At 49.9% G+C, this 19,508-nt stretch carries 15 protein-coding genes; 7 read left to right on the forward strand and 8 right to left on the reverse strand.

The window, feature by feature from the left end; all coding sequences use genetic code 11:
- Positions 1–421: 421 nt before the first annotated feature.
- From L6442_RS02350 to L6442_RS02360, 3 genes are all read left to right on the forward strand, one after another.
- Positions 422–1,318, forward strand: coding sequence for an ABC transporter permease (locus L6442_RS02350; RefSeq protein WP_212978425.1), 897 nt, complete (start codon positions 422–424; stop codon positions 1,316–1,318).
- An 11-nt stretch (positions 1,319–1,329) separates the two neighbouring features.
- A complete protein-coding gene (locus tag L6442_RS02355) occupies positions 1,330–2,196 on the forward strand; it encodes a carbohydrate ABC transporter permease (protein ID WP_194233528.1) in 867 nt (288 codons plus the stop codon).
- Positions 2,197–2,303: 107 nt separating this feature from the next.
- The gene (locus L6442_RS02360) at positions 2,304–3,866 is read left to right on the forward strand and encodes an extracellular solute-binding protein (RefSeq protein ID WP_212978335.1); all 1,563 of its coding nucleotides are present in this window, start codon (positions 2,304–2,306) and stop codon (positions 3,864–3,866) included.
- Positions 3,867–4,924: 1,058 nt separating this feature from the next.
- On the opposite strand, the gene L6442_RS02365 is transcribed toward L6442_RS02360, so the two are convergent.
- The 7 genes from L6442_RS02365 to L6442_RS02395 all read right to left on the reverse strand — a co-directional run bounded on the left by L6442_RS02365 (position 4,925) and on the right by L6442_RS02395 (position 12,568).
- Positions 4,925–6,172 (reverse strand): peptidase, encoded by a 1,248-nt coding sequence (locus tag L6442_RS02365; protein ID WP_212978334.1) that lies wholly within the window; start codon positions 6,170–6,172, stop codon positions 4,925–4,927.
- A gap of 733 nt (positions 6,173–6,905) precedes the next feature.
- Entirely contained in the window at positions 6,906–7,556 is a 651-nt protein-coding gene (locus L6442_RS02370) for an amino acid ABC transporter permease (RefSeq protein WP_212978333.1), read from the reverse strand.
- Positions 7,557–7,586: 30 nt separating this feature from the next.
- Entirely contained in the window at positions 7,587–8,252 is a 666-nt protein-coding gene (locus L6442_RS02375) for an amino acid ABC transporter permease (RefSeq protein WP_212978332.1), read from the reverse strand.
- An 86-nt stretch (positions 8,253–8,338) separates the two neighbouring features.
- Positions 8,339–9,136 (reverse strand): ABC transporter substrate-binding protein, encoded by a 798-nt coding sequence (locus L6442_RS02380; RefSeq protein ID WP_212978331.1) that lies wholly within the window; start codon positions 9,134–9,136, stop codon positions 8,339–8,341.
- 32 nt (positions 9,137–9,168) lie between these two features.
- Positions 9,169–9,897 (reverse strand): amino acid ABC transporter ATP-binding protein, encoded by a 729-nt coding sequence (locus L6442_RS02385; RefSeq protein WP_212978330.1) that lies wholly within the window; start codon positions 9,895–9,897, stop codon positions 9,169–9,171.
- Positions 9,898–10,096: 199 nt separating this feature from the next.
- Positions 10,097–10,795, reverse strand: a complete 699-nt coding sequence (locus L6442_RS02390; RefSeq protein ID WP_212978329.1) for a YcnI family copper-binding membrane protein — start codon at positions 10,793–10,795, stop codon at positions 10,097–10,099.
- A 99-nt stretch (positions 10,796–10,894) separates the two neighbouring features.
- Positions 10,895–12,568: a copper resistance protein CopC gene (locus L6442_RS02395; RefSeq protein WP_212978328.1), complete on the reverse strand. Its 1,674-nt coding sequence runs from the start codon at positions 12,566–12,568 to the stop codon at positions 10,895–10,897.
- A gap of 495 nt (positions 12,569–13,063) precedes the next feature.
- On the opposite strand from L6442_RS02395, the gene L6442_RS02400 reads away from it, so the two are divergent.
- Positions 13,064–13,231: a hypothetical protein gene (locus L6442_RS02400; protein ID WP_194235444.1), complete on the forward strand. Its 168-nt coding sequence runs from the start codon at positions 13,064–13,066 to the stop codon at positions 13,229–13,231.
- A gap of 280 nt (positions 13,232–13,511) precedes the next feature.
- On the opposite strand, the gene L6442_RS02405 is transcribed toward L6442_RS02400, so the two are convergent.
- On the reverse strand, positions 13,512–15,368 hold the full coding sequence (locus tag L6442_RS02405) for a bifunctional diguanylate cyclase/phosphohydrolase (RefSeq protein WP_212978327.1): 1,857 nt from the start codon (positions 15,366–15,368) through the stop codon (positions 13,512–13,514).
- A gap of 323 nt (positions 15,369–15,691) precedes the next feature.
- Here L6442_RS02405 and L6442_RS02410 point away from each other — a divergent pair, with 323 nt between their 5' ends.
- The 3 genes from L6442_RS02410 (at position 15,692) to L6442_RS02420 (ending at position 18,953) form a co-directional block, all read left to right on the forward strand.
- Positions 15,692–16,027: a metal-sensitive transcriptional regulator gene (locus tag L6442_RS02410; RefSeq protein WP_194235446.1), complete on the forward strand. Its 336-nt coding sequence runs from the start codon at positions 15,692–15,694 to the stop codon at positions 16,025–16,027.
- Positions 16,028–16,072: 45 nt separating this feature from the next.
- Positions 16,073–16,273: a copper ion binding protein gene (locus L6442_RS02415; RefSeq protein WP_194235447.1), complete on the forward strand. Its 201-nt coding sequence runs from the start codon at positions 16,073–16,075 to the stop codon at positions 16,271–16,273.
- A 238-nt stretch (positions 16,274–16,511) separates the two neighbouring features.
- The gene (locus L6442_RS02420; protein ID WP_212978326.1) at positions 16,512–18,953 is read left to right on the forward strand and encodes a heavy metal translocating P-type ATPase; all 2,442 of its coding nucleotides are present in this window, start codon (positions 16,512–16,514) and stop codon (positions 18,951–18,953) included.
- The last annotated feature ends 555 nt before the right edge of the window (positions 18,954–19,508 follow it).

Here is a 19,508-nt window from a genome sequence, read left to right on the forward strand (position 1 = left end):
TAGAATTTATTCGTTATCTAGCTACGCTGATGAAATTCTATATCGCAAGAAAACCTACCGTTGAATCGCGGCCCTTTCATCCTTGATTGAGCCTCGATTGGTTTTCTTATCAAAAGCGGACTTTTTGAACTACTTCTTAAAGTGACTATATCATAAGATTTATTTCCGCATTCACACAATATTCACCTTTTCAGGATTCTCTACAACCTTTACACTCACCCGAAAAAAAGGGGATGGCGCCGCAAACATGCCGATTTATTTTTCCCAGGGCCATCCATTATGCTGTCGGTACAGGAATGAAATTGTATTTGACATAGGGAGGTGCGAAATAAAAATGAAACCGGCCGAGACGGATCTGGCAGGCGCCGTTATTACACCGGGGGTACGATCTCGCGTCCGTCCGGGAACAGGAAAGGGGCGGATGGCTAGGGCCTTTCGGCGGAGCAAATATCTTTGGCTGCTCTTCCTGCCCTGCCTGGTATATTATTTGTTATTCAAATATGCTCCGATGTTTGGACTGGTCATCACCTTCAAAAACTATAATGTTTTTAAGGGGATTTGGGCGAGCGATTGGGTTGGTCTAAAGTATTACCGCATGTTTTTCAGCAATCCGGACTTTTGGGTCTTGATGAAGAACACGGTTTTGCTGGGAGTCTACAAGCTGGTGTTTGGCTTTCCCGCGCCGATTATTCTCGCGCTGCTGATGAATGAGATCAAGAATGCCGTCTTTAAAAAATGGGTCCAAACCTTCAGCTATTTGCCGCATTTTATTTCGAACGTGATCGTTGCCAGCATGGTCATCATGTTTCTGTCGCCGACAGGCGGCATCGTGAACAAACTGATTACCGCTTTTGGCGGAAGTCCGGTCAATTTTATGATGGAACCCGGGCTGTTCCGGCCGATTTACGTCATCTCGGAGATTTGGCAGCATATCGGCTGGGAGACGATCATTTACTTGGCCGCACTGACGGCCGTGGATCCGCAGCTTTATGAAGCGGCGGGAATCGATGGAGCCGGAAGATGGAGGAAGCTGTGGCATGTGACTCTTCCGGGCATAGCGCCGACCATCATGATCGTTCTCATTTTGAACATCGGCAAGGTGCTTGAGATCGGTTTCGAAAAAGTGTTCCTGATGTATAATCCTGCAGTTTACAGCACAGCGGATATTATCAGCACGTATGTATACCGCGTCGGCATGGAGCAGGGCAACTTCAGTTATGCATCCGCCATCGATTTGTTTATGGGCGTAATCAGCTTTATTTTCATATTTTCGGCCAACTATTTCAGCAGGCGGTTAGGGGGAACGAGCTTATGGTGAAAACCGGACGCATGCAAAGCCGCATCAGCCTGTTTGCTATTTTCAACACGCTGCTTATGCTGCTGCTCGCCTTCGTGATGCTGTATCCGTTTGTGTATATGCTTGCGGTGTCGCTCAGCAGCGACGTGTATGTGATGAAAGGGGAGGTTACCCTGTGGCCGAAAGGCTGGAACCTGCGGATGTACGAACTGGTTTTGGGCGATCCGAACATTTGGACGTCTTACCGCAATACCATCATTTACACGGTGCTGGGTACAGCCATCGCCATGCTGGTGACTTCAATGGGCGCATACGCATTGTCGCGCAAAGACATGACCTTTCACCGGGGTTTTACGCTAATGATTGTGTTTACGATGTTTTTCGGCGGCGGCATGATTCCCACGTTTCTGGTTGTCCGCTCGCTTGGGCTGGTGGATACGATTTGGGGCATGGTTTTGCCGGGAGCCGTCAGCACCTGGAACCTGATTTTGATGCGGACCTTCTTCAGCGGGATTCCGAAAGAGCTTGAGGAGTCGGGACGGATCGACGGACTGAACGATATCGGCATTTTTTTTCGGATCATCGTACCGTTGTCCAAACCTGTGTTTGCAACGATTTCACTTTTTTACGCGGTGGGAATCTGGAACAATTTTTTGTATCCGCTTTTATACTTGAGAAGCCAGGAACTGTTCCCGCTGCAGGTGCTTCTGCGCAATCTCGTTCTTGCCGGGAGCGTCAGCTCCGGACAGGTCACGCAAATCGGCGGGGATAATCTCGTGGTTGAGGATTCGCTTAAGTATGCCACGATTATGGTTTCCACGCTCCCGATTCTGATTATATATCCCTTCGTGCAGAAGTATTTCGTTAAAGGTTCCATGGTCGGCGCCGTGAAGGGATAATCATAAAGAACGGGCGCAGTGGAAGTTGAAACAAAGATCAAGAGCCGGATTCAATGCAGGTTCGAAGTCCACTCAAAAAACGAAAAGTTCAAAGGGGGATTATATTCATGGGGAAAAAGTGGCCGTATAAGGGCCTGATCGCAGTGCTATTGGTTGTATTGGCGATAGCGGGATGCTCTTCGGGCGCCGAGAAATCTTCGGAGGCAAAGATGCCGAACGAGACGGAAGCCGCCCCGAAACCTCAGAGCGAAGGGGTCACGTTAACCGCTCTTTTGGATAACAATGCGACGTTCCCGTACAGCAAGGATTGGCCGATCTGGAAATGGATCAAAGAGAAAACGGGAGTAACTTTAAATGTCCAAACGCCGTCGGGAAAGCTGAGCGACACCCTTAATCTTGTGATGGCCTCGGGTAATCTGCCGGATTTGATGTACATGTCCAGCCGGCGCGACTCCAATAAATACGGCGACCAGGGAGCTTTGGAAAATATTCTCGACCACGTGGACCAGATGCCGAACCTGAAAAAATGGATGGAGCAGTACCCGGAAGAAGCGAAAGCGGCGCTTTCCGCCGACGGGAAAATGTATATGTTTCCGAACCAGGGCTTCGGGGAAACGAACCGGATGATCTGGCTGTACCGCGAGGATATTTTCAAAAAACACGGGCTTGCCGTACCCACAACCTATGAAGAACTGCATCAGGTGCTGAAAAAGCTGAAGGAGCTGTACCCGGACAGCTACCCGCTGTCCATGCGTTTTGGCCAAATCCCGGATGAAATGATGGCGAATCTGACGACCAACTTCGGCAGCGGCACGGATGTCTATTATAATTTCGACGAAAAGAAATGGAAGTTCGGACCGACGGAAGATCATTACAAGGCGATGGTCGGCATGTGGCATACATTCTACAAGGAAGGGCTCATTCCGCCGGATTTCCTTTCGATCCAAACCAAGCAGTGGCAGGATGTCATGTCCACGGGTCAGTCGTTTATAACGATCGATTACATCAGCCGCGTCGACTTTTTCAACAATGCCATGCGCAAAGACAATCCGGAATACAGCCTGCAATTTATGGCGCCGCCGGCAGGTCTGGCCGGCATGAAACCTGAGAATCCGTACTTCCACTATCTGGAGGGCGGTTTGACGGTCGCTTCCACCTCCAAGCATAAAGATGACATCATGAAATATATGGACTTTTTCTACAGCGAAGAGGGACGGACGTTAAGCAGTTGGGGCAAGGATGGCGAAACGTATACCGAAGAAAACGGGCAAAAGAAATTCAAACCCGAATTTACGGATGTGACGGAAATGCGGAAGGAGACGGGACTGCAGACGAGCGGCACGTATACGTGGATCGATTACAACGCGCATCTGTCTCTGTTTTCTCCGGATCTGAAAAAGGCGTATGAAGAGGCCGCCAAATATGATCCGCCTGCCATGCAGCCGAAGCCGGCCTTTACGGATGCGGAAAATGAAGTCCTTTCGGTGACTGGGCAGGCCGTGAAAAAATACCGGGAAGAGAGTTTCTCCAAATTCGTGCTGGGCACAAGAAGCCTGGGCGAATGGAATAAATATGTGGAGGAAATCAATGGCCTGGGCGTACAGAAGCTGATCGACACGTATGATGCGGCGCTGAAGAGAGTGGAGCAGGCGAAGCTGGAGACCAAGTAAAAATTGAAGAATGATAACTTTCCCTGCCAGCATCATATCAGCACTCGTTCGGTACCTCCATCAGCATCTTTATAAAACTTAAAGAACTGCAGAAGTGCAATTATTTAGAGCGTTTCCCTCCGATCTTTCATAAATGCTTGCGAAAGCGCATCAATTTTTTCTCATTATTATCGAACTAAACGAATATTTTTTGAAAGCCTGCGCTTTCGCAAGTTTTTTCTTTAAACAGATCATATGCTCCTGGAAAAAATGCACTTTAAATCAATTCCATAATGAATAATATTAAGGGTATTTGAACAGCGGCATTATGAAATGGATTCTTGAATTCGTTTTTTGGTTTTAGCAAAATCCTACATGACAAAAATGACTGACTGGCTGACTGGCTGCTCCATCTGAAAAGTTGCAAAAGTGCATCTATTTTAGCGTTCCTGGCAATGATGGCTAGAAAGCTTGCAAAAGTGCATCTTTTCCCCAGCTTTTAGGGATTAACAGACGATTCATGGTCAAATGGATGCACTTTCGCAACAATTTTCCATTTCACGCTATAAAATGCCTGAAAAGGATGCACTTTCGCAACATTTTCCTTTTCACATGATCAGCTGGCTGAAAAAGTTGCGCTCTGAATCCATTTCATCATGGATTGATATCGAGTATTTGAACCTACTGGATCAACCAGCGGTTGGCATGATGAAGTGGATTCTATCTAACATGATTTCAAACTACAATTGGCATTATGAAATGGATTACTTTTGCAACTTTTACCTTTTTTAATCGCAGAACTCGTGATGCATCTCAAGGACATCCAACATAAATGGGAGGAGATATCGTAGTGGCGGGATTCCCTCCGAAAAGCAACTAGGCATTGAGCCGTGAAAATGGAAAAAACCCAACCGTTCCTAAAATGGAACCGGTTGGGTTTTTGTTAAGATATCAGAAAGTAAAAACTTCCGGGAAGCGCATCCTGATATCGCAAGAAAAGCTACCGCTAAACGCGGTCTGTCTTCCTAGAGATTACGTCGATAGACGTTTTTCTCATCGCGAAAGGGAGCTCTTCTAGATTAACGTGGTTTAATGGCGTTGTCGTCGGAAGTCACGATAACCACTTCGGCATTGGTGATGCCAGGGAGCGATAAGGTCATGATCGGCGAATGGAAAGCGACGATTTTCGTTCCTGCACGAAGTGCGGTTTCGCCGCCAACCGTTGGAATGATCTGCGTATCTTTGGTGATATTCAGAATCACGTCGTTGGCTGCGGAATCGTCGGAGCCTACGCTGACATACACTTGATCCTTGGATGTGCGGTCCGAAGCTTTGACGGTGCCTTCGATTTTAACGGATTCGGCTTTTTTCACCACGATTTTGTCCGCATGGGTTTGAGCAGGATAAATCATGGTCATGATTCCGCTGTAAGTGACATCCACATGAACTGCCGTTTTGAGCGCGTCTTTGGTCAGCGCCTTGCCGTCCTCGTCAACGATTTGCGTTTTGTCGTCCACGGTAAGGATCACGTGGTTGACTCCGCCCTTTTCCATGGCCTTGCCGATCACCGTGATTTTGCCGTCAGCCGTATCGGTAATGATGCCTTCCGTGCCTGCAGTCAGCTCTTGGCCGGTTTCGGGGCCATTTGCTTCGTTATCGGTATTGACGATGACATAGTTAGTTGTGGATTGCGGAGGCAAACTCTCCGCCACGGCAGGTCCGTAAAAAGCTCTTACGCTCATGCCTTTCTTGATGGAGTCGGCTGTAATGGCCTTGCCGTTCTGGTCGAGAATGGTAGCCTTGTCCGCGAAGTGGAGCAGAATCGTATCTTCATATTTATTATAAATATCGGTTCCTTTTACCAGGATGCCGCCTTCCCGAACTTCGGAAACCGCCCCGTCAATGGCCGTAAAGCTTTGGTCCTGAACGACAAGCGTCAGCGCGGCGCCGCGGGCTGGAAGGCTTTTCGTGATATTCGGATTGTAGAAGGCCTTAACGACCTTTTTCTCGTCGACGATCGTTTTCAGGGCCACAGGTTTTCCTTTGGCGTCAACAATCTTGGTATCTTTGGTAATGGACAAAATGATTTGGTTTTGATCCGTTGGAGCCAAACCGCGGCCTGTTACCGTAATGAATTTACCTGTGTTATCGTTAACGAAATTCGTAATTTGTCCCATCGTTCCCGGAACCACTTTCACTTGGTTCTGGATCAATTGTTTGTTTTCAGGTGCAGATCCGGACGGAACATCCTGCGCATTTGCAGCGACCGGTACGGCAGCCATGGCCAAAATCGATGCAGTAGCGAGCACTTTGTATACTTTGTTCATTGATTATTCCTCCTATATATGCGGTTTAGGTATGAACGTTCAGAGAAATTTTTCCGGAAATGAAAGACTAGTGTTAATGCTGCTTGCCTTTCACGATCCTAGACGAGGTATGTATGCAAAATGTTGCATATTTTTTCGAATGAGTTTTTAGCTTTTTTAGGACGAATGCCTGTAACTTCATGCTAATTTACTATTTTGACGCATTTAGCCTTTTTATCGTTACCTGTATGGCCGTTGAAACGTATGCAGCTGTATATATGAGTACTTTATTTACGACCGCAGGATGTGAACCGTCCTTTTAAGAAGAGCGCTGGATTCTTCCGTTTAAAGAGATTGCTTAAATAAAAAGAAAAGCAGGGACGCGGATGATCAACACCCGGTTCCCTGCTTCTTTTTTAAGATAATAAGTTATTTGGGGTCCCCGCAAAGTAATCGGAATAAGCTTCAAGGCTACACGTCACTTTGTGGGGTTTTTTAAGTTATTTGGGGTCCCCGCAAAGTAATCGGAATAAGCTTCAAAGGCTACACGTCACTTTGTGGGGTTTTTTAAGTTATTTGGGGTCCCCGCAAAGTATTTGGAATAACCATCGAAGCATAGGCTTCACTCAGTACTTTTGCTCCGCAAAAGCGCCCCTCTTTGAGAGGCGCCCTTATTTCTTTCCGATACTCTTTGTGAGATTATTTTACGGGAATAAATGATCTGCCTCAAACGGCTCCTGCGGTCAGACCGGCCTCATATCTCTTTGGCTTCTTGCCTCCGGGAAATAATCGACAGCGTATAGTTTACCGTAAAATACAGCAGCGAGGCGAGGAGTAAGGCAGGTATGACGTAATTCGGGCTGTGTCCTTGCAGAATCTGTACATTATGCATGATTTCCGGCAGTGAAATGATGATGGCAAGGGAGGTATCCTTCAGCAGCGAGATAAATTGGCTGACCAGCGGCGGCACCATCCGGCGCAATGCCTGCGGGAGGATGATGTGATGCATCGTCTGAATATAACTGAGTCCGGAAGAGCGCGACGCTTCAATCTGCCCCCGGTCGATCGAAGCCAAACCGCCGCGGACGATTTCCGAAATCATCGCGCCCTCGAACAGGGTTAATGCCGTAATCGCTGCCCAGAACGGCGTCATTTTGATTCCGAGATTAGGCAGCACGATATAGGCAAAATAAATGATCAGCAGCAGAGGCAGATTGCGCAGCAGGTCGATCAGAATGGCAAGCAGCCGGGATAAAGCGGGAATCCGCGCATAACGAATGATGCCGAGAATCGTGCCAAGGATAAAGCTGAACAGGATCGAAAGGACTGCGACGAGGAGGGTCATGCCAAACCCCTGCAAAATAAAGGAGAGGTTCGGCCAGGAATAGGCTCCTGCGAAATCCATGCCTAAAACCTCCTTTCAAAAAACTTATGCCTAACGGCCCGCCGAACGGAATCGCCGCTCCATGTGTTGCACGGCAAGGCTTAGCGGAATAGTCAGAATCAGATACAAAAGAGCGACGAGGGTATATACCGTCAGCGGCAGGAAGGTGTCCGCGTTGATTAAATCGGCGTAATACATGAGGTCGAAACCCGCAACAACGGCAAGAATCGATGAGTTTTTCACCAGATTGATAAATTGGTTGCTGATCGCGGGCAGCACGATCTTGATTGCCTGGGGCAGCACGATATGCAGCAGCGTCTGGATGTAAGTGAGTCCGGTGGCGCGTGCGGCCTCCGTTTGTCCCGAAGGTACGGACTGGATACCGGCGCGGATGCTCTCGGCGATAAACGAAGCGGTGTACACCATTAGCCCGAGAGTACCGGAGGTAAAACCGTCAATCGGGAACCCGAGCGAAGGCAGTCCAAGAAAAAAGAAAAAGACGACAAGCAAAAGCGGAATATTGCGGATAAATTCAACATAAGCCGTACCCAGCCAGTTTAGCGGTTTGACCGGCGATATGCGCATCACGGCGATGACCGTTCCCAGTATGAAGCTGCCGACTAGGGCAATAGCACTGGCCCCGAGCGTATGGACAAACCCTTCGAGAAATCGGTCCCAATGATCAAACAGAACATGGATATCGAATGTTCCGGTCATGTTTTCCCCTCCTTTCCTGGATCTCCAGCTTCATAGGAAGGCGCCCGGGGAGAAGGACCTGCACCTCCCCCGGGCGGCAGGTTTCCTTACTCCGGCTTCACGCCCATCCAATGTTCGTAAAGCTTATCGTATTCCCCGTTGGATTTCAGTTCTTTTAACAGATCATTGACGATCCCGGCAAACTCCTCATCCCCTTTTTTGATGGCGATGCCGTAAGGTTCATCGGTGAAATTCCCCCCGACCAGCACGTAATTCGGGTCTTGTTTCTGCATGCCGAGGAGGATGGAATTGTCGGTGGTAAGCACTTCTCCCTGTCCGGCTTTCAGCGCGGTGAATGCATCCTGATAGTTTTCGAATTCAAGCACGGTGGCATTGGGGGCCTTTTCCCGGATATTCTTGGCCGATGTTGATCCTTTGACGGTAAGCACCTTGACCCCTTGCTTCAAATCCGCGAGGCCTTGGATCGGGCTGCCCTTTTTGACGAGAAGAGATTGGCCTGCTTGAAAATAAACGTCGCTGAAGTCCACCTGCTTTTTGCGTTCGTCCGTGATGGTCATCGTGGCGATAATCAGATCGATATCCCCGTTTTGCAGCAGCGGAATCCGGGTTTTGGAGGTAACTTCCTTCAGCTCGACTTTGCTTTCATCGCCGAAAATCTTCTTGGCAAGCGCTTTGGCGATATCGATATCAAAGCCTTCCACTTTGCCTGTGGCCGGGTCTTTTAATCCAAAAAGCTTCGTATCATATTTCACGCCGGCAATGACCTTTCCCCGCGCCTTGATCGTTTCAAGCGTACCGCCTTTCTTGGCGGAACCGCATCCCCCAATGACCAGGCATACAGCTAATAACAGCAATAAGGCACTCCAACATGATTTTTTGCTCATCTTGTATATCTACCCCTTTCGATATGTATGTTCTAATGCCGGATCAGACGGCTTAAAAACAGACGTGCGCGTTCCTCGCGCGGCTGCTGAAAGAACGCCGGAGCGGGTGATTCCTCAATGATCTGCCCGTTGTCCATAAACACAATCCTATCGGCGGCTTCCCTCGCAAAGCCCATTTCATGGGTAACGATGACCATGGTCATGCCTTCATGGGCCAAGGCACGCATGACATCCAGAACCTCTCCGATCATTTCCGGATCGAGGGCGGAGGTAGGTTCGTCAAAGAGCATGATTTTGGGTTTCATGGCGAGTCCCCGGGCGATGGCCACCCGCTGCTGCTGGCCGCCGGAAAGCTGCGAAGGGTAGCTTTGCGCTTTATCGGCAATTCCGACCCGCATTAAATAGGAGAGAGCGCTTTCTTCTGCTTCATGCTTAGGCCGTTTAAGAACCTTCATGGGTGCGAGCGTAATATTATCGATCACTTTCTTGTGGGGATACAGATTAAAATGCTGAAAAACGATGCCGATATCGCGCCGGAAACGGTTGATGTCCACTTTCTTGTCATGAAGAGGCGTGCCGTTAACGATCAGTTCTCCGGAGGAGATGGCTTCAAGCCGGTTGATGCAGCGGAGCAGCGTGCTTTTTCCGGAGCCGGAGGGACCGATGATAACGACAACTTCGCCTTCTTCAATGCGAAGATTAATATTTTGCAGAACTTGAAAGCTGCCATAAGATTTGGATACCCCGCGAAACTCGATCATAATGAAGACCTCCTTTCGTAAGTCATGAAGTCATTGCTGTTTATCTCCGTGGAAGCTGTGTACATCTTTACCAATGTATTTCCATTTCCGTCACATCATGCGTGAATAATGAAAAAATTTCGGTCAAATGGGTCCCGTGACGAATGCAGACAAAAAGCCCGCATCTTGATCAGGTGCGGGCTCGGAAGGCAAAAGCGGATTAACGTTTCTTTTTGATCAAAGCGGCGATCAACGAAATGATCGACAGGACAAGCGCGGCACAGGATACAACAAGCGTGGCAGTTTGTACGCCATTGCTTGACGAGCTTTCACTACCCGCTTGCGCCGTTTCGGAGCTGCTTGTGCCTGTTTGCTGCTGCGTATGATCTTTGTGATCTGCAGCCCCGGCGTTATGGTCATGTCCGGAGGTTTCGACCGGTTGACCGGCAATGGTCGTTATTTTCGTCATGGAATGCGGGGATTCGGAGCCTTCGTCTCCGGTCCATTCCACGATGCTTCCATCCTTGTAGTATTGGAAGGCATCCCAAGCTACGTCGGCCTCTTTGTCGGGATTGTGGGCCACGAAGTTAAACTGCTGGAATTGCCCGGCCAGAATGCCTTCGCCGGTTGCATTCCAGGTGATGCTGCTAATTTTGCCGGAGCCGTCTTTTTCGGTTGTAACTTTCCAGTCAGGAACCGGCTGATACTGCATTAATTCCACGCCTTCGGGTACTTTCAAGGTAACTTTGGTTGTCGCAATTTCCTTTTCGGATGGAATCTTGATCGTATAGGTTTCCCAAGCTCCCGGTTGGGATGCTGCCGGTTTTACGGTTACATGCGCGCTTGCGATGCCCGAGAACAGCAGCAAACCCGCTGCTGCAGCAGTAATAACCGGTAGACGCTTGAAAATGTTCTTCATGTTGTTTCTCTCCTTTAAGATAGAATCATTTTGGATGCAGTAGTGTCAGCGTTAGATGATAAAACATAAATTTTTTAATAAAATTTAAAGTTTATGGCGTTAATGATTACCGACATAAATGATGATATCGGTGTCCCAGGCGTCAAGTTTGGCGGTCAGCACATGCACATGGACATTCCATTTCCCCGCCATGCTGATCAAATCTTGGGCTGTATAACCTTCGGCTTTGCCTCCCGGCATGACGATCTCGTATTTGCCCATGTCCATGTCCAGATGGGTCAAGGTGAGCTTGATTTGTTGGATCCCCTCAACCGGCTGCCCTTTACTGTCATGCACCTGAACTTTAAAGTCGTTTACGCCTGTTACATTCGGGGTAATTTGCAGCGATATCACGTTTTGGTTCTCAAGCGTCCGCTCGACATGAAGCGGGCCGGGTGATGACATGGCGGTCGGCATATTGGTTAGGACAGCCGCAAGCGCCAGAACGACTATGCCGGCAGCAAGCTCAAGCCATACACCGGCTCCCAGCTTGCGCTTTTCCCTTCTTCCGCTCAGCATATTCCAGCCGGCGAGTGCCAGCATGAGCAGCATAAGCACGCATTTGGCCAGCAGCACTTGACCGTATGGCGTGTGGAACAGCGAATACCAGGTCGGCACATTTTGCAGGCTGCCGTAAATGCCGCTGATCAGAATCAAGCCGACGAACAGGCTTCCCCATAAGCCGAATCTGCGGATGACGGCAAAATAACTTTGTTTGCGTTCCTCCGATGCTTTCGGCAAAGTCGACTCTTTGGGCAGCAGCACGGCGAAAGCGAGCAGGCTGCCAAGCCAAAGCGATGCGGCTCCAAGGTGGAGAAAGTCCATGGCAATGCCGATGACTTTGGACTCGGAAGCGGCTGGATGGCCGATAAACGACTTCGCGAGCAGCATGGTCAAGACAAGCAGAAAGGCGATCGTGCCGGCGATATATGCATTGTCTTTGTCTTTGATTTTTGGCGCGTATATTGCCAAGGCTGCAATGATAAGCAGCAGCAGAAGCTGGACCAGCCAAACTTCGCCAAAACTGGTGATCCGGAGCATTTTGAGCAGCAGCGAGGGTTCTGACCATACGCCGCTCCAGCCAACGCCTGCGTCGATCCCGGTCTGCAGCGGAAGACTCAGCAGGAAGCTCGCCGCAAAAACGGCGATGCAGCCCCACATCAGTTTCCTGCTTCTCGGTGACCAGTCCGGACGGATGCCTGCACCCGCCGGGAGCAAAAACAACTGGAAGAAATAGATGCCCGCCAGAAAGGCCAGGCTCGTATAGATCAACCAGCGGATGATAACCAGATCGGCCCCAGGCATGCCTGAGGAGACGACGGTTTCGGAGCGGGTATCAGCGGCGCCGCTGCCAGCCCCGACCTGAAACGAATAAGTGCCTTCAATCGGATGGCCATCCGCCGATACGGCTTTCCATTGAACGGCAAAAACCCCTTTCGGAAGATCAGGCTGCAAGGGGGCTTCAAGAATGAAGGTTTCCCCGTCTGGGAACCGGCTTTCCCCCGAATTTACCGTTTTGCCGGATGAGTCCGTCACTTTGATCGCGTGGAAAGCCTTCTGCAGAGGTTCGTTAAAGTGAATCATCACTTTGTCCGGCGGCTCGGTCAGCTGCTCATTTGCGGCCGGAACGGATTCGACGATGTAGGCATGAGCCGCAGCAAAACCCGGATTCAGCAGGAGAAGGATAACCATCATCATGAGCGCGGCCGGCCAAAGTCGCAATTTTTTGTTCAATCCATCACCTTCTATATAGAGCTTTGCAAAAATGAATATCCAACAATTTGAATTTGCAAACGTCCCTGATTGTTTTTAGACCTTCCTTCGGAAAGCCTCATGGGTAACATAGGCTAAATCTCTTGAATGAAGCCGCTTCTCAGCAGTTGTACGGTATTGTCTGAGCCCAGAATTATTTTATAGTTCGCATCCCCGAAAAAAAATGGCCCGTGTGGGCTATTCATGCAAAAGAGAGCAGCTTTAGAGAATTTCGACAATCCGCTATAAGGGTATGTAGGGGAATAATGGATGTTGTTTTAATGATTTTAAGGGTATGGCAGAGAAATACGGAGCTATAATTCGGCTGGTATCGTTCAGCGCCATTTCTGCATCCTCAGCTCGATCAAGGGAGTTTGAGGCGTTTTCTGCATGTTTTCATTATCTTTCAAAACGCTTTATAATGATAAAGTGAATTCCCGGCAAGGGCGAAAATCAAACCAGGAGTGATTTAATTTTATGAGTCAAGCTGTATTGGAACGTCGCAGTGAAATGCTGAAAAAGCATATTCAACAATTGCTTATTAGGGATAACCAGCAAGGAATCAGTCGTCAGCAAAGCAAGTTTCTGCAGCAAATGATCAAAGAACTTCATCAAACCTCGCATGAAATGAACGAAAACAAATAACGCTTTTTGTAAAAAAAGATCTTACTCTAACCTTATAAGTGCGTGTTCAAAAAGGTCGGTTTTCAGCACCGAGAAGGTTGGATGAAGCTAGGGACTGAGGAGCGGAGCGTACGTTATAGGTACGTGAGTACCGGAAGTCCCGGGTGAATTCAAGATTCGATGCCGAGTTACTTCTTGATTTACATCGTGATCAAAAGCGGACTTTTTGAACAACCTCTATAATTGAGCAAGGACTGTCCATGTCATAGCAATGACAATGGGGCAGTCCTTTTTTGTTTGCTTAAGAGCCGGTCAGGGGCGGAGTTAAGGAAGCGGGCGAGCTCCCGTTTTTTCCTTCAATGTACGCGATGAACAGTCCGGTCAGGTCGGGATCAAATTGGGTTCCGGAGCAGCGGCGGAGTTCCTCAAGCGCCTCTTGAACCGACTTGGTAGCTTGGTAGGGGCGCTCGGAGGTCATGGCGTCAAATGAATCGATGATGGTAAGCATCCGGCACAGCTGCGGGATTTCAGCTCCTTTATAGCCGTGGGGGTAGCCGGCGCCGTCGAACCGCTCATGATGCAGCTCGATATAAGGGGCGAGCTCCTTGAATTTGTCATGGGTCATCGCCATCTCTTTGCCCCAATTGACATGTTTTTTGACCTTTTCCCATTCCGCAGAGGTCAGCTTGTCCTTTTTGTTCAGGATTTCCCAGGGGATTTCCAGCTTGCCGATATCGTGGATCAGGGCCCCCAGGACGAATTGTTTGCGCGTCATCGCGTCCAGATCCAGCAGGATGCTCATATCCATGGCATAGCGGAATACGCGCTTGGAGTGCTTAAAAGTGTTGATGTCCTTGTACAGAAAAAGCTTCAGCAGCTGTTCGATATCCCGCACATCCTGGGCGATTTCGATTTCCTGTTCCGGCTGCACGGAACTTCCGTATATAAAAGCAATGTTTTTGCCTTGTTTTTTCGCATCGTAAAGCGCCTGGTCCGCATGCAGCACCAGTACAGATTTGTCGTGAATGTCGATATGATAACCGGAAATGCCGGCCGAAAAGGAAAGACAGGCATGCGGCAAAATTTCCACTCCGGCAAATGGGGTGTCATTCACTTTTTTGCGCAGCCGGTCTACGAAAACAAGCGCTTCCTCCTCCGTATAACCCGGCATGAGCAGTGTAAATTCCTCCCCGCCATAACGGGATGCCGTTACGCCGGCTTGTTCGGCCTCTTCCTTGAAAATCGAACCAAGCAGACCGAGCAGCTTATCGCCCTCCAAATGGCCGAAGTGATCGTTATAACGCTTGAAGTCGTCGATGTCGATCATGGCTAGAGACAAAGGTGTGCTTGCGTTTGCGGCAAAGCGGATTTCCTGTTCGAGAAGGATTTCGAAATAGCTGTGATTGAAAAGTCCGGTTCGCTCATCGCGAATGGCGCGCTCCTGAAGTTGAAGGTACATGTCGAACAGCTTTTTAAACAGATGGGAAAGGAAAATGCTGATGCCGAGAAATAAGACAAGCCCGGTAATCCCGTTGTTTTTAATCAGAATCGTCAGAACAAGCGACAGAATCAGAATGCACAGGTAGACAAGCCCCGATTCCCGGAGCAGACCCTTCGGCAGCCGGTAAAAATTGCTCCGGTCAGCCATGTAGTAGTAAATGCCGAGACATAAAACATTCAGGACAAAATAAGTAACCAGCGCCCCTATATAGGACAATAAACTGCCATTTTTAAGATCGCCGAGCTCGCCGCCCAACCCTGAGAATACGGTGCCTGCGCCAAAAATCATGGTTGCGTATACGGAAAAATTGGTTAAATGCTTCCACCACGATAACTTCCGTTCGATGACAGCGGACAAAATCGAGCTGAAGAGCAGAAGCGCATGGGCCGCAGGGGTCCCGAACATAAACAGGGTGGCCAAGTATACCGCGGAGTCCATGGATTGTTTATTGCCGTCCGGAGGAATCCGAAATGTATAGAAATACAAAATTAGCGAAGCGCAGAACATGGATCCGAGAAGCGCCCACTGCTTGGTTGTATATGCGAAGGAAAAATGTCTGATACTGAGCCAGAACAGGAAGATGCCAAGCACGCAAAATAAAAGGGCGTTCATGTTTTTCGCAACCCAGGACTTCGCAAACAGGTGTTTTTTTAACATGGAATCTACTCCCTGTCCGTTCATGATGTGTTCTGAAGCCGAAACACGCACGTAGTATATGATATGGGAAAATGGTTGCTGAAAAAAAGTGTGGATTTTGCCATCTTTATTAAAAGCCGGAAGCTGTTTTTCGTTTTAAATTTAGCGTTTAGCGGAGAGAATCGAAATAATAAGATAAGAGATTCGACTTAATCATTCGGAAATCCTTCAAGTAGGGTATTTAAGTAGGTGAACAAGCATAATAGTGTTTTTTGTTTCTTGTATACATAGAGGGGGTATAGTATAATGTGGATAAAAGCTTCGATCAAGGAGGAGTGGATTGAATGATCGCTGAGACCAACCAGGAGCCGGTAATTCAGGAAAAGGGCACGGAAGGCGGGGAGCGGCGCAGCCACCATTCGCAGCGAACGAAGAACAATCTCATTACCCGCCTGAACCGCATCGAAGGCCAAATCCGCGGCGTCAAGGGATTGATAGAGCGGGATACGTATTGCGATGATGTCTTGAATCAGATCGCAGCCATCCAGGCTGCTCTGAACGGCGTCGGCAAGCTGCTGCTGGAGAATCATATGAGAAGCTGCGTGGTGGAACGGATTGAATCCGGGGATCACGCCGTGATTGACGAAGTGCTGGTTACGGTTAAGAAATTGATGAAATAATCATGCCATGAGGCAGGGATTGAAACCTTAAAGGAGGAATATAAGATGAAAAGCATAACGCTGAATGTTCAAGGAATGTCTTGCGACCATTGTGTAAGAGCTGTTGAAGGTGCCGTGAAAGAAGCGGGTGCCGCCGGCAAGGTGGATCTGCCTGGGAATAAGGTTACTGTGGAATATGACGAAAGCAAAGTAAGCCTCGACGCCATTAAAGCAGCCATCGAAGACCAAGGCTACGATGTAGTCTAAGCTTGATTCCTAAGGTGATCGGCTGAAACGTATCCCGTAACGATTGCCGGGCAGCCCCGGGCCCTTTTGTGGTCCGAAGTCGCTGCCCTTTTTTGCATTTATAGGAGGTTTATAAGTTATTTGGGGTCCCCGCAAAGTATTGGGAATAAGCATTGAAGCAAGACTTCACTTTGTGGGGGAATTTTAGCATTTATCATATACCCCGCAAGGGTATATTCCCGGAAAGGAGACAAGGGTCATGGAACGTAATGCGGAAAACCGGGAGCATGAGCAACAGACGACGCTGCAGATTACTGGTATGACTTGTGCGGCCTGCGCCTCGCGGATCGAAAAAGGCTTAAGCCGCATGGACGGCGTCAGCCGCGCGAATGTCAATCTGGCATTGGAGCAGGCAACCGTGATGCATGATCCCAAGAAGGCCGACTTGCGCAAGCTCGAAGAGAAGATCGAGTCGCTCGGTTATGGAACGATAAAGGAAACGATGGATTTTGAAATTACCGGCATGACCTGTGCGGCCTGTTCTGCGCGGATCGAAAAAGGCTTAAGCCGCATGCCCGGCGTTTCCCGGGCCAACGTGAATTTGGCGCTGGAAACAGCTCAAGTGGAATACACGGCAGGTGCGGTTACCGTTCAAGATATGATGAAAAAGGTCGAGCAGCTTGGCTATAAGGCTATGCCGAAGCGGGCAGCGAAGGACAGTGCCGAGCTGCGCCGGCAGGAGATTAACCATAAGCGTTTCAAGTGGATGATGGCCGCAATTTTGTCCTTCCCGCTGCTATGGGCGATGGTGGGGCATTTCTCTTTCACTTCCTGGATTCCGGTGCCGTCGTTGTTTATGAATCCGTGGTTCCAGCTGGTGGCGGCGACGCCGGTTCAGTTTCTGATCGGCTGGCAGTTTTATGTCGGAGCCTATAAAGCGCTGCGCAACAAAAGCGCCAACATGGACGTGCTGGTCGCTCTTGGGACGTCCGCCGCGTATTTTTACAGCTTGTATCTGACGATTCAAACGGCCGGGCCCGGTTCGCATCATCCGGTAGAAATGTATTACGAAACCAGCAGCATATTGATTACGCTGATCCTGGTTGGCAAATGGTTTGAGGCTTTGGCCAAAGGCCGTTCTTCGGAAGCGATCAAAAGCCTGATGGGACTTCAGGCGAAAACCGCGCTGGTCGTCAGGGACGGCCGGGAGGCCAGCATTCCGGTGGAGGATGTAGTAGTGGGCGACAGCGTCATCGTCAAGCCGGGCGAAAAAATCCCGGTCGACGGCAAGGTGCTTGAGGGAGTTTCTTCCGTGGACGAGTCTATGCTGACGGGAGAAAGCATTCCCGTTGACAAGCGAGAGGGCGACATTGTTGCCGGGGCCACCTTGAATAAGAACGGTATGCTGCGCATTCAGGCCACCAAGGTGGGCGGGGAAACCGCGCTGGCGCAAATCATCAAGGTGGTCGAGGAAGCACAGGGATCGAAGGCGCCAATTCAGCGCATTGCCGACGTCATCTCCGGTATTTTCGTTCCGATCGTCGTCGGGATCGCTGTCGTGACGTTTCTGATTTGGTATTTCGGCGTGGAACCGGGACAGTTCGCCCCGGCGCTTGAAAAAGCCATCGCCGTGCTTGTCATTGCATGCCCTTGCGCGCTCGGGCTTGCTACGCCGACTTCCATTATGGCCGGATCCGGCCGGGCCGCCGAGTTCGGCATCCTGTTCAAGGGCGGGGAGCATCTGGAGTCGGCGCAGGCCATAGAGGTCGTCGTGCTGGACAAGACCGGCACGGTTACGAGCGGCAAGCCTGTGCTGACAGACGTCATCCCCGCGCCGCTGATGACGGAGCAGTCGCTGCTGCGGATGACGGCCGCCGTCGAACGCCAGTCCGAGCATCCGCTCGCGGAAGCGATCGTCGCCGGAGCCCGCGACCGCAGCAAAGCGCTGCCGCTGCCGGAGGCGAAGGACTTCGACAATTTGCCGGGATACGGAGTTTCGGCAAGGGTGGACGGCCGGGCGGTGCTGGTCGGCACCCGCAAGCTGATGGCGGAGCGGAGCATTCCGGTCGAGGCGGCCCTGCCTGCCATGCGACAGCTTGAAGACGCCGGCAAAACCGCCATGCTGGTCGCCATAGACGGCAAATATGCCGGCATGGTGGCCGTTGCGGATACGATCAAAGAGACGTCGCGGGAAGCCGTTTCCCGCCTGCAGGACATGGGGATCGAAGTGATCATGATTACCGGGGACAATGAACGGACGGCGAAGGCCATTGCCTCCCAGGCTGGTATTCACCATGTTTTGGCCGAGGTGCTGCCAGAGGGCAAAGCTGAGGAAGTGCGGAAGCTGCAGCAGACGGGCAAGCGGATCGCCATGGTCGGCGACGGCATCAACGACGCGCCGGCGCTGGCGACAGCCGACATCGGCATGGCGATCGGCACCGGCACGGATGTCGCCATGGAAGCTGCCGACGTGACGCTGATGCGCGGCGATCTGAACGCGATTGCCGATGCGATTCTGATGAGCCGCCGCACGATGGGCAACATCAAGCAGAATTTGTTCTGGGCGCTGGCGTATAACACGGTCGGCATTCCGATTGCCGCCGCAGGTTGTCTCGCCCCATGGCTGGCCGGCGCCGCTATGGCTTTCAGCTCGGTGTCGGTTGTGCTGAATGCGCTGCGTCTGCAGCGGGTGAAGCCGTAAAGATCGGACTAACGAAAAAGCCTTGAGCAAAAATTTCGGTTTTTGCTCAAGGCTTTTCTTTCAATATTGTATAATTGGTCCGTTCTCATTTCTGTGTCTCCCTTTCAGTTTTATTAGATTGACTTGATTTTATATCGACCGTTAACTGATGTTAAGTACGCACTATAAAGTAACCCGCTTATTTCAGGATTTTGCAAAGTTCGATTCTGCTCTCGGGAACAATATAGACGAACTAAACCATTTGCTCTGAATCAATCTCATAATGAATAGAAAAGGGGATTTGAACGATAAAATTGATTCCTGGAAGTCTCTTTTGGATTTTTGCAAAACCTTCGAGTGTTTGGACTCGCCGAATAGGGCCTAATGATACTATCTCTAACGGACACCATGGAGCCTAATTCGCTAAAAGCGGCGGCTTTCAAAAACTAACGGACACCACGGCGCTTAATTGCCCCAAAACAAGACTAAAAGAGGCTTTTTTCACAAAATAGCTGCGTCTGTGTCCGTTAGAAATCATAATGTTCGAAATTGACCTTAATAGCGGCTGCTGTGTCC

The organism is Paenibacillus azoreducens (assembly GCF_021654775.1).
In the GTDB taxonomy this organism is placed as follows: domain Bacteria; phylum Bacillota; class Bacilli; order Paenibacillales; family Paenibacillaceae; genus Paenibacillus_AQ; species Paenibacillus_AQ azoreducens.

Coding starts and splice junctions, on each gene's coding strand:
- L6442_RS02350 (WP_212978425.1), top strand. CDS start 422: ATGGCTAGGGCCTTTCGGCGGAGCAAATATCTTTGGCTGCTCTTCCTG.
- L6442_RS02410 (WP_194235446.1), top strand. CDS start 15,692: ATGATCGCTGAGACCAACCAGGAGCCGGTAATTCAGGAAAAGGGCACG.
- L6442_RS02405 (WP_212978327.1), bottom strand. CDS start 15,368: ATGTTAAAAAAACACCTGTTTGCGAAGTCCTGGGTTGCGAAAAACATG.
- L6442_RS02370 (WP_212978333.1), bottom strand. CDS start 7,556: ATGGATTTCGCAGGAGCCTATTCCTGGCCGAACCTCTCCTTTATTTTG.
- L6442_RS02380 (WP_212978331.1), bottom strand. CDS start 9,136: ATGAGCAAAAAATCATGTTGGAGTGCCTTATTGCTGTTATTAGCTGTA.
- L6442_RS02360 (WP_212978335.1), top strand. CDS start 2,304: ATGGGGAAAAAGTGGCCGTATAAGGGCCTGATCGCAGTGCTATTGGTT.
- L6442_RS02375 (WP_212978332.1), bottom strand. CDS start 8,252: ATGACCGGAACATTCGATATCCATGTTCTGTTTGATCATTGGGACCGA.
- L6442_RS02415 (WP_194235447.1), top strand. CDS start 16,073: ATGAAAAGCATAACGCTGAATGTTCAAGGAATGTCTTGCGACCATTGT.
- L6442_RS02355 (WP_194233528.1), top strand. CDS start 1,330: ATGCAAAGCCGCATCAGCCTGTTTGCTATTTTCAACACGCTGCTTATG.
- L6442_RS02385 (WP_212978330.1), bottom strand. CDS start 9,897: ATGATCGAGTTTCGCGGGGTATCCAAATCTTATGGCAGCTTTCAAGTT.
- L6442_RS02420 (WP_212978326.1), top strand. CDS start 16,512: ATGGAACGTAATGCGGAAAACCGGGAGCATGAGCAACAGACGACGCTG.
- L6442_RS02365 (WP_212978334.1), bottom strand. CDS start 6,172: ATGAACAAAGTATACAAAGTGCTCGCTACTGCATCGATTTTGGCCATG.
- L6442_RS02400 (WP_194235444.1), top strand. CDS start 13,064: ATGAGTCAAGCTGTATTGGAACGTCGCAGTGAAATGCTGAAAAAGCAT.
- L6442_RS02390 (WP_212978329.1), bottom strand. CDS start 10,795: ATGAAGAACATTTTCAAGCGTCTACCGGTTATTACTGCTGCAGCAGCG.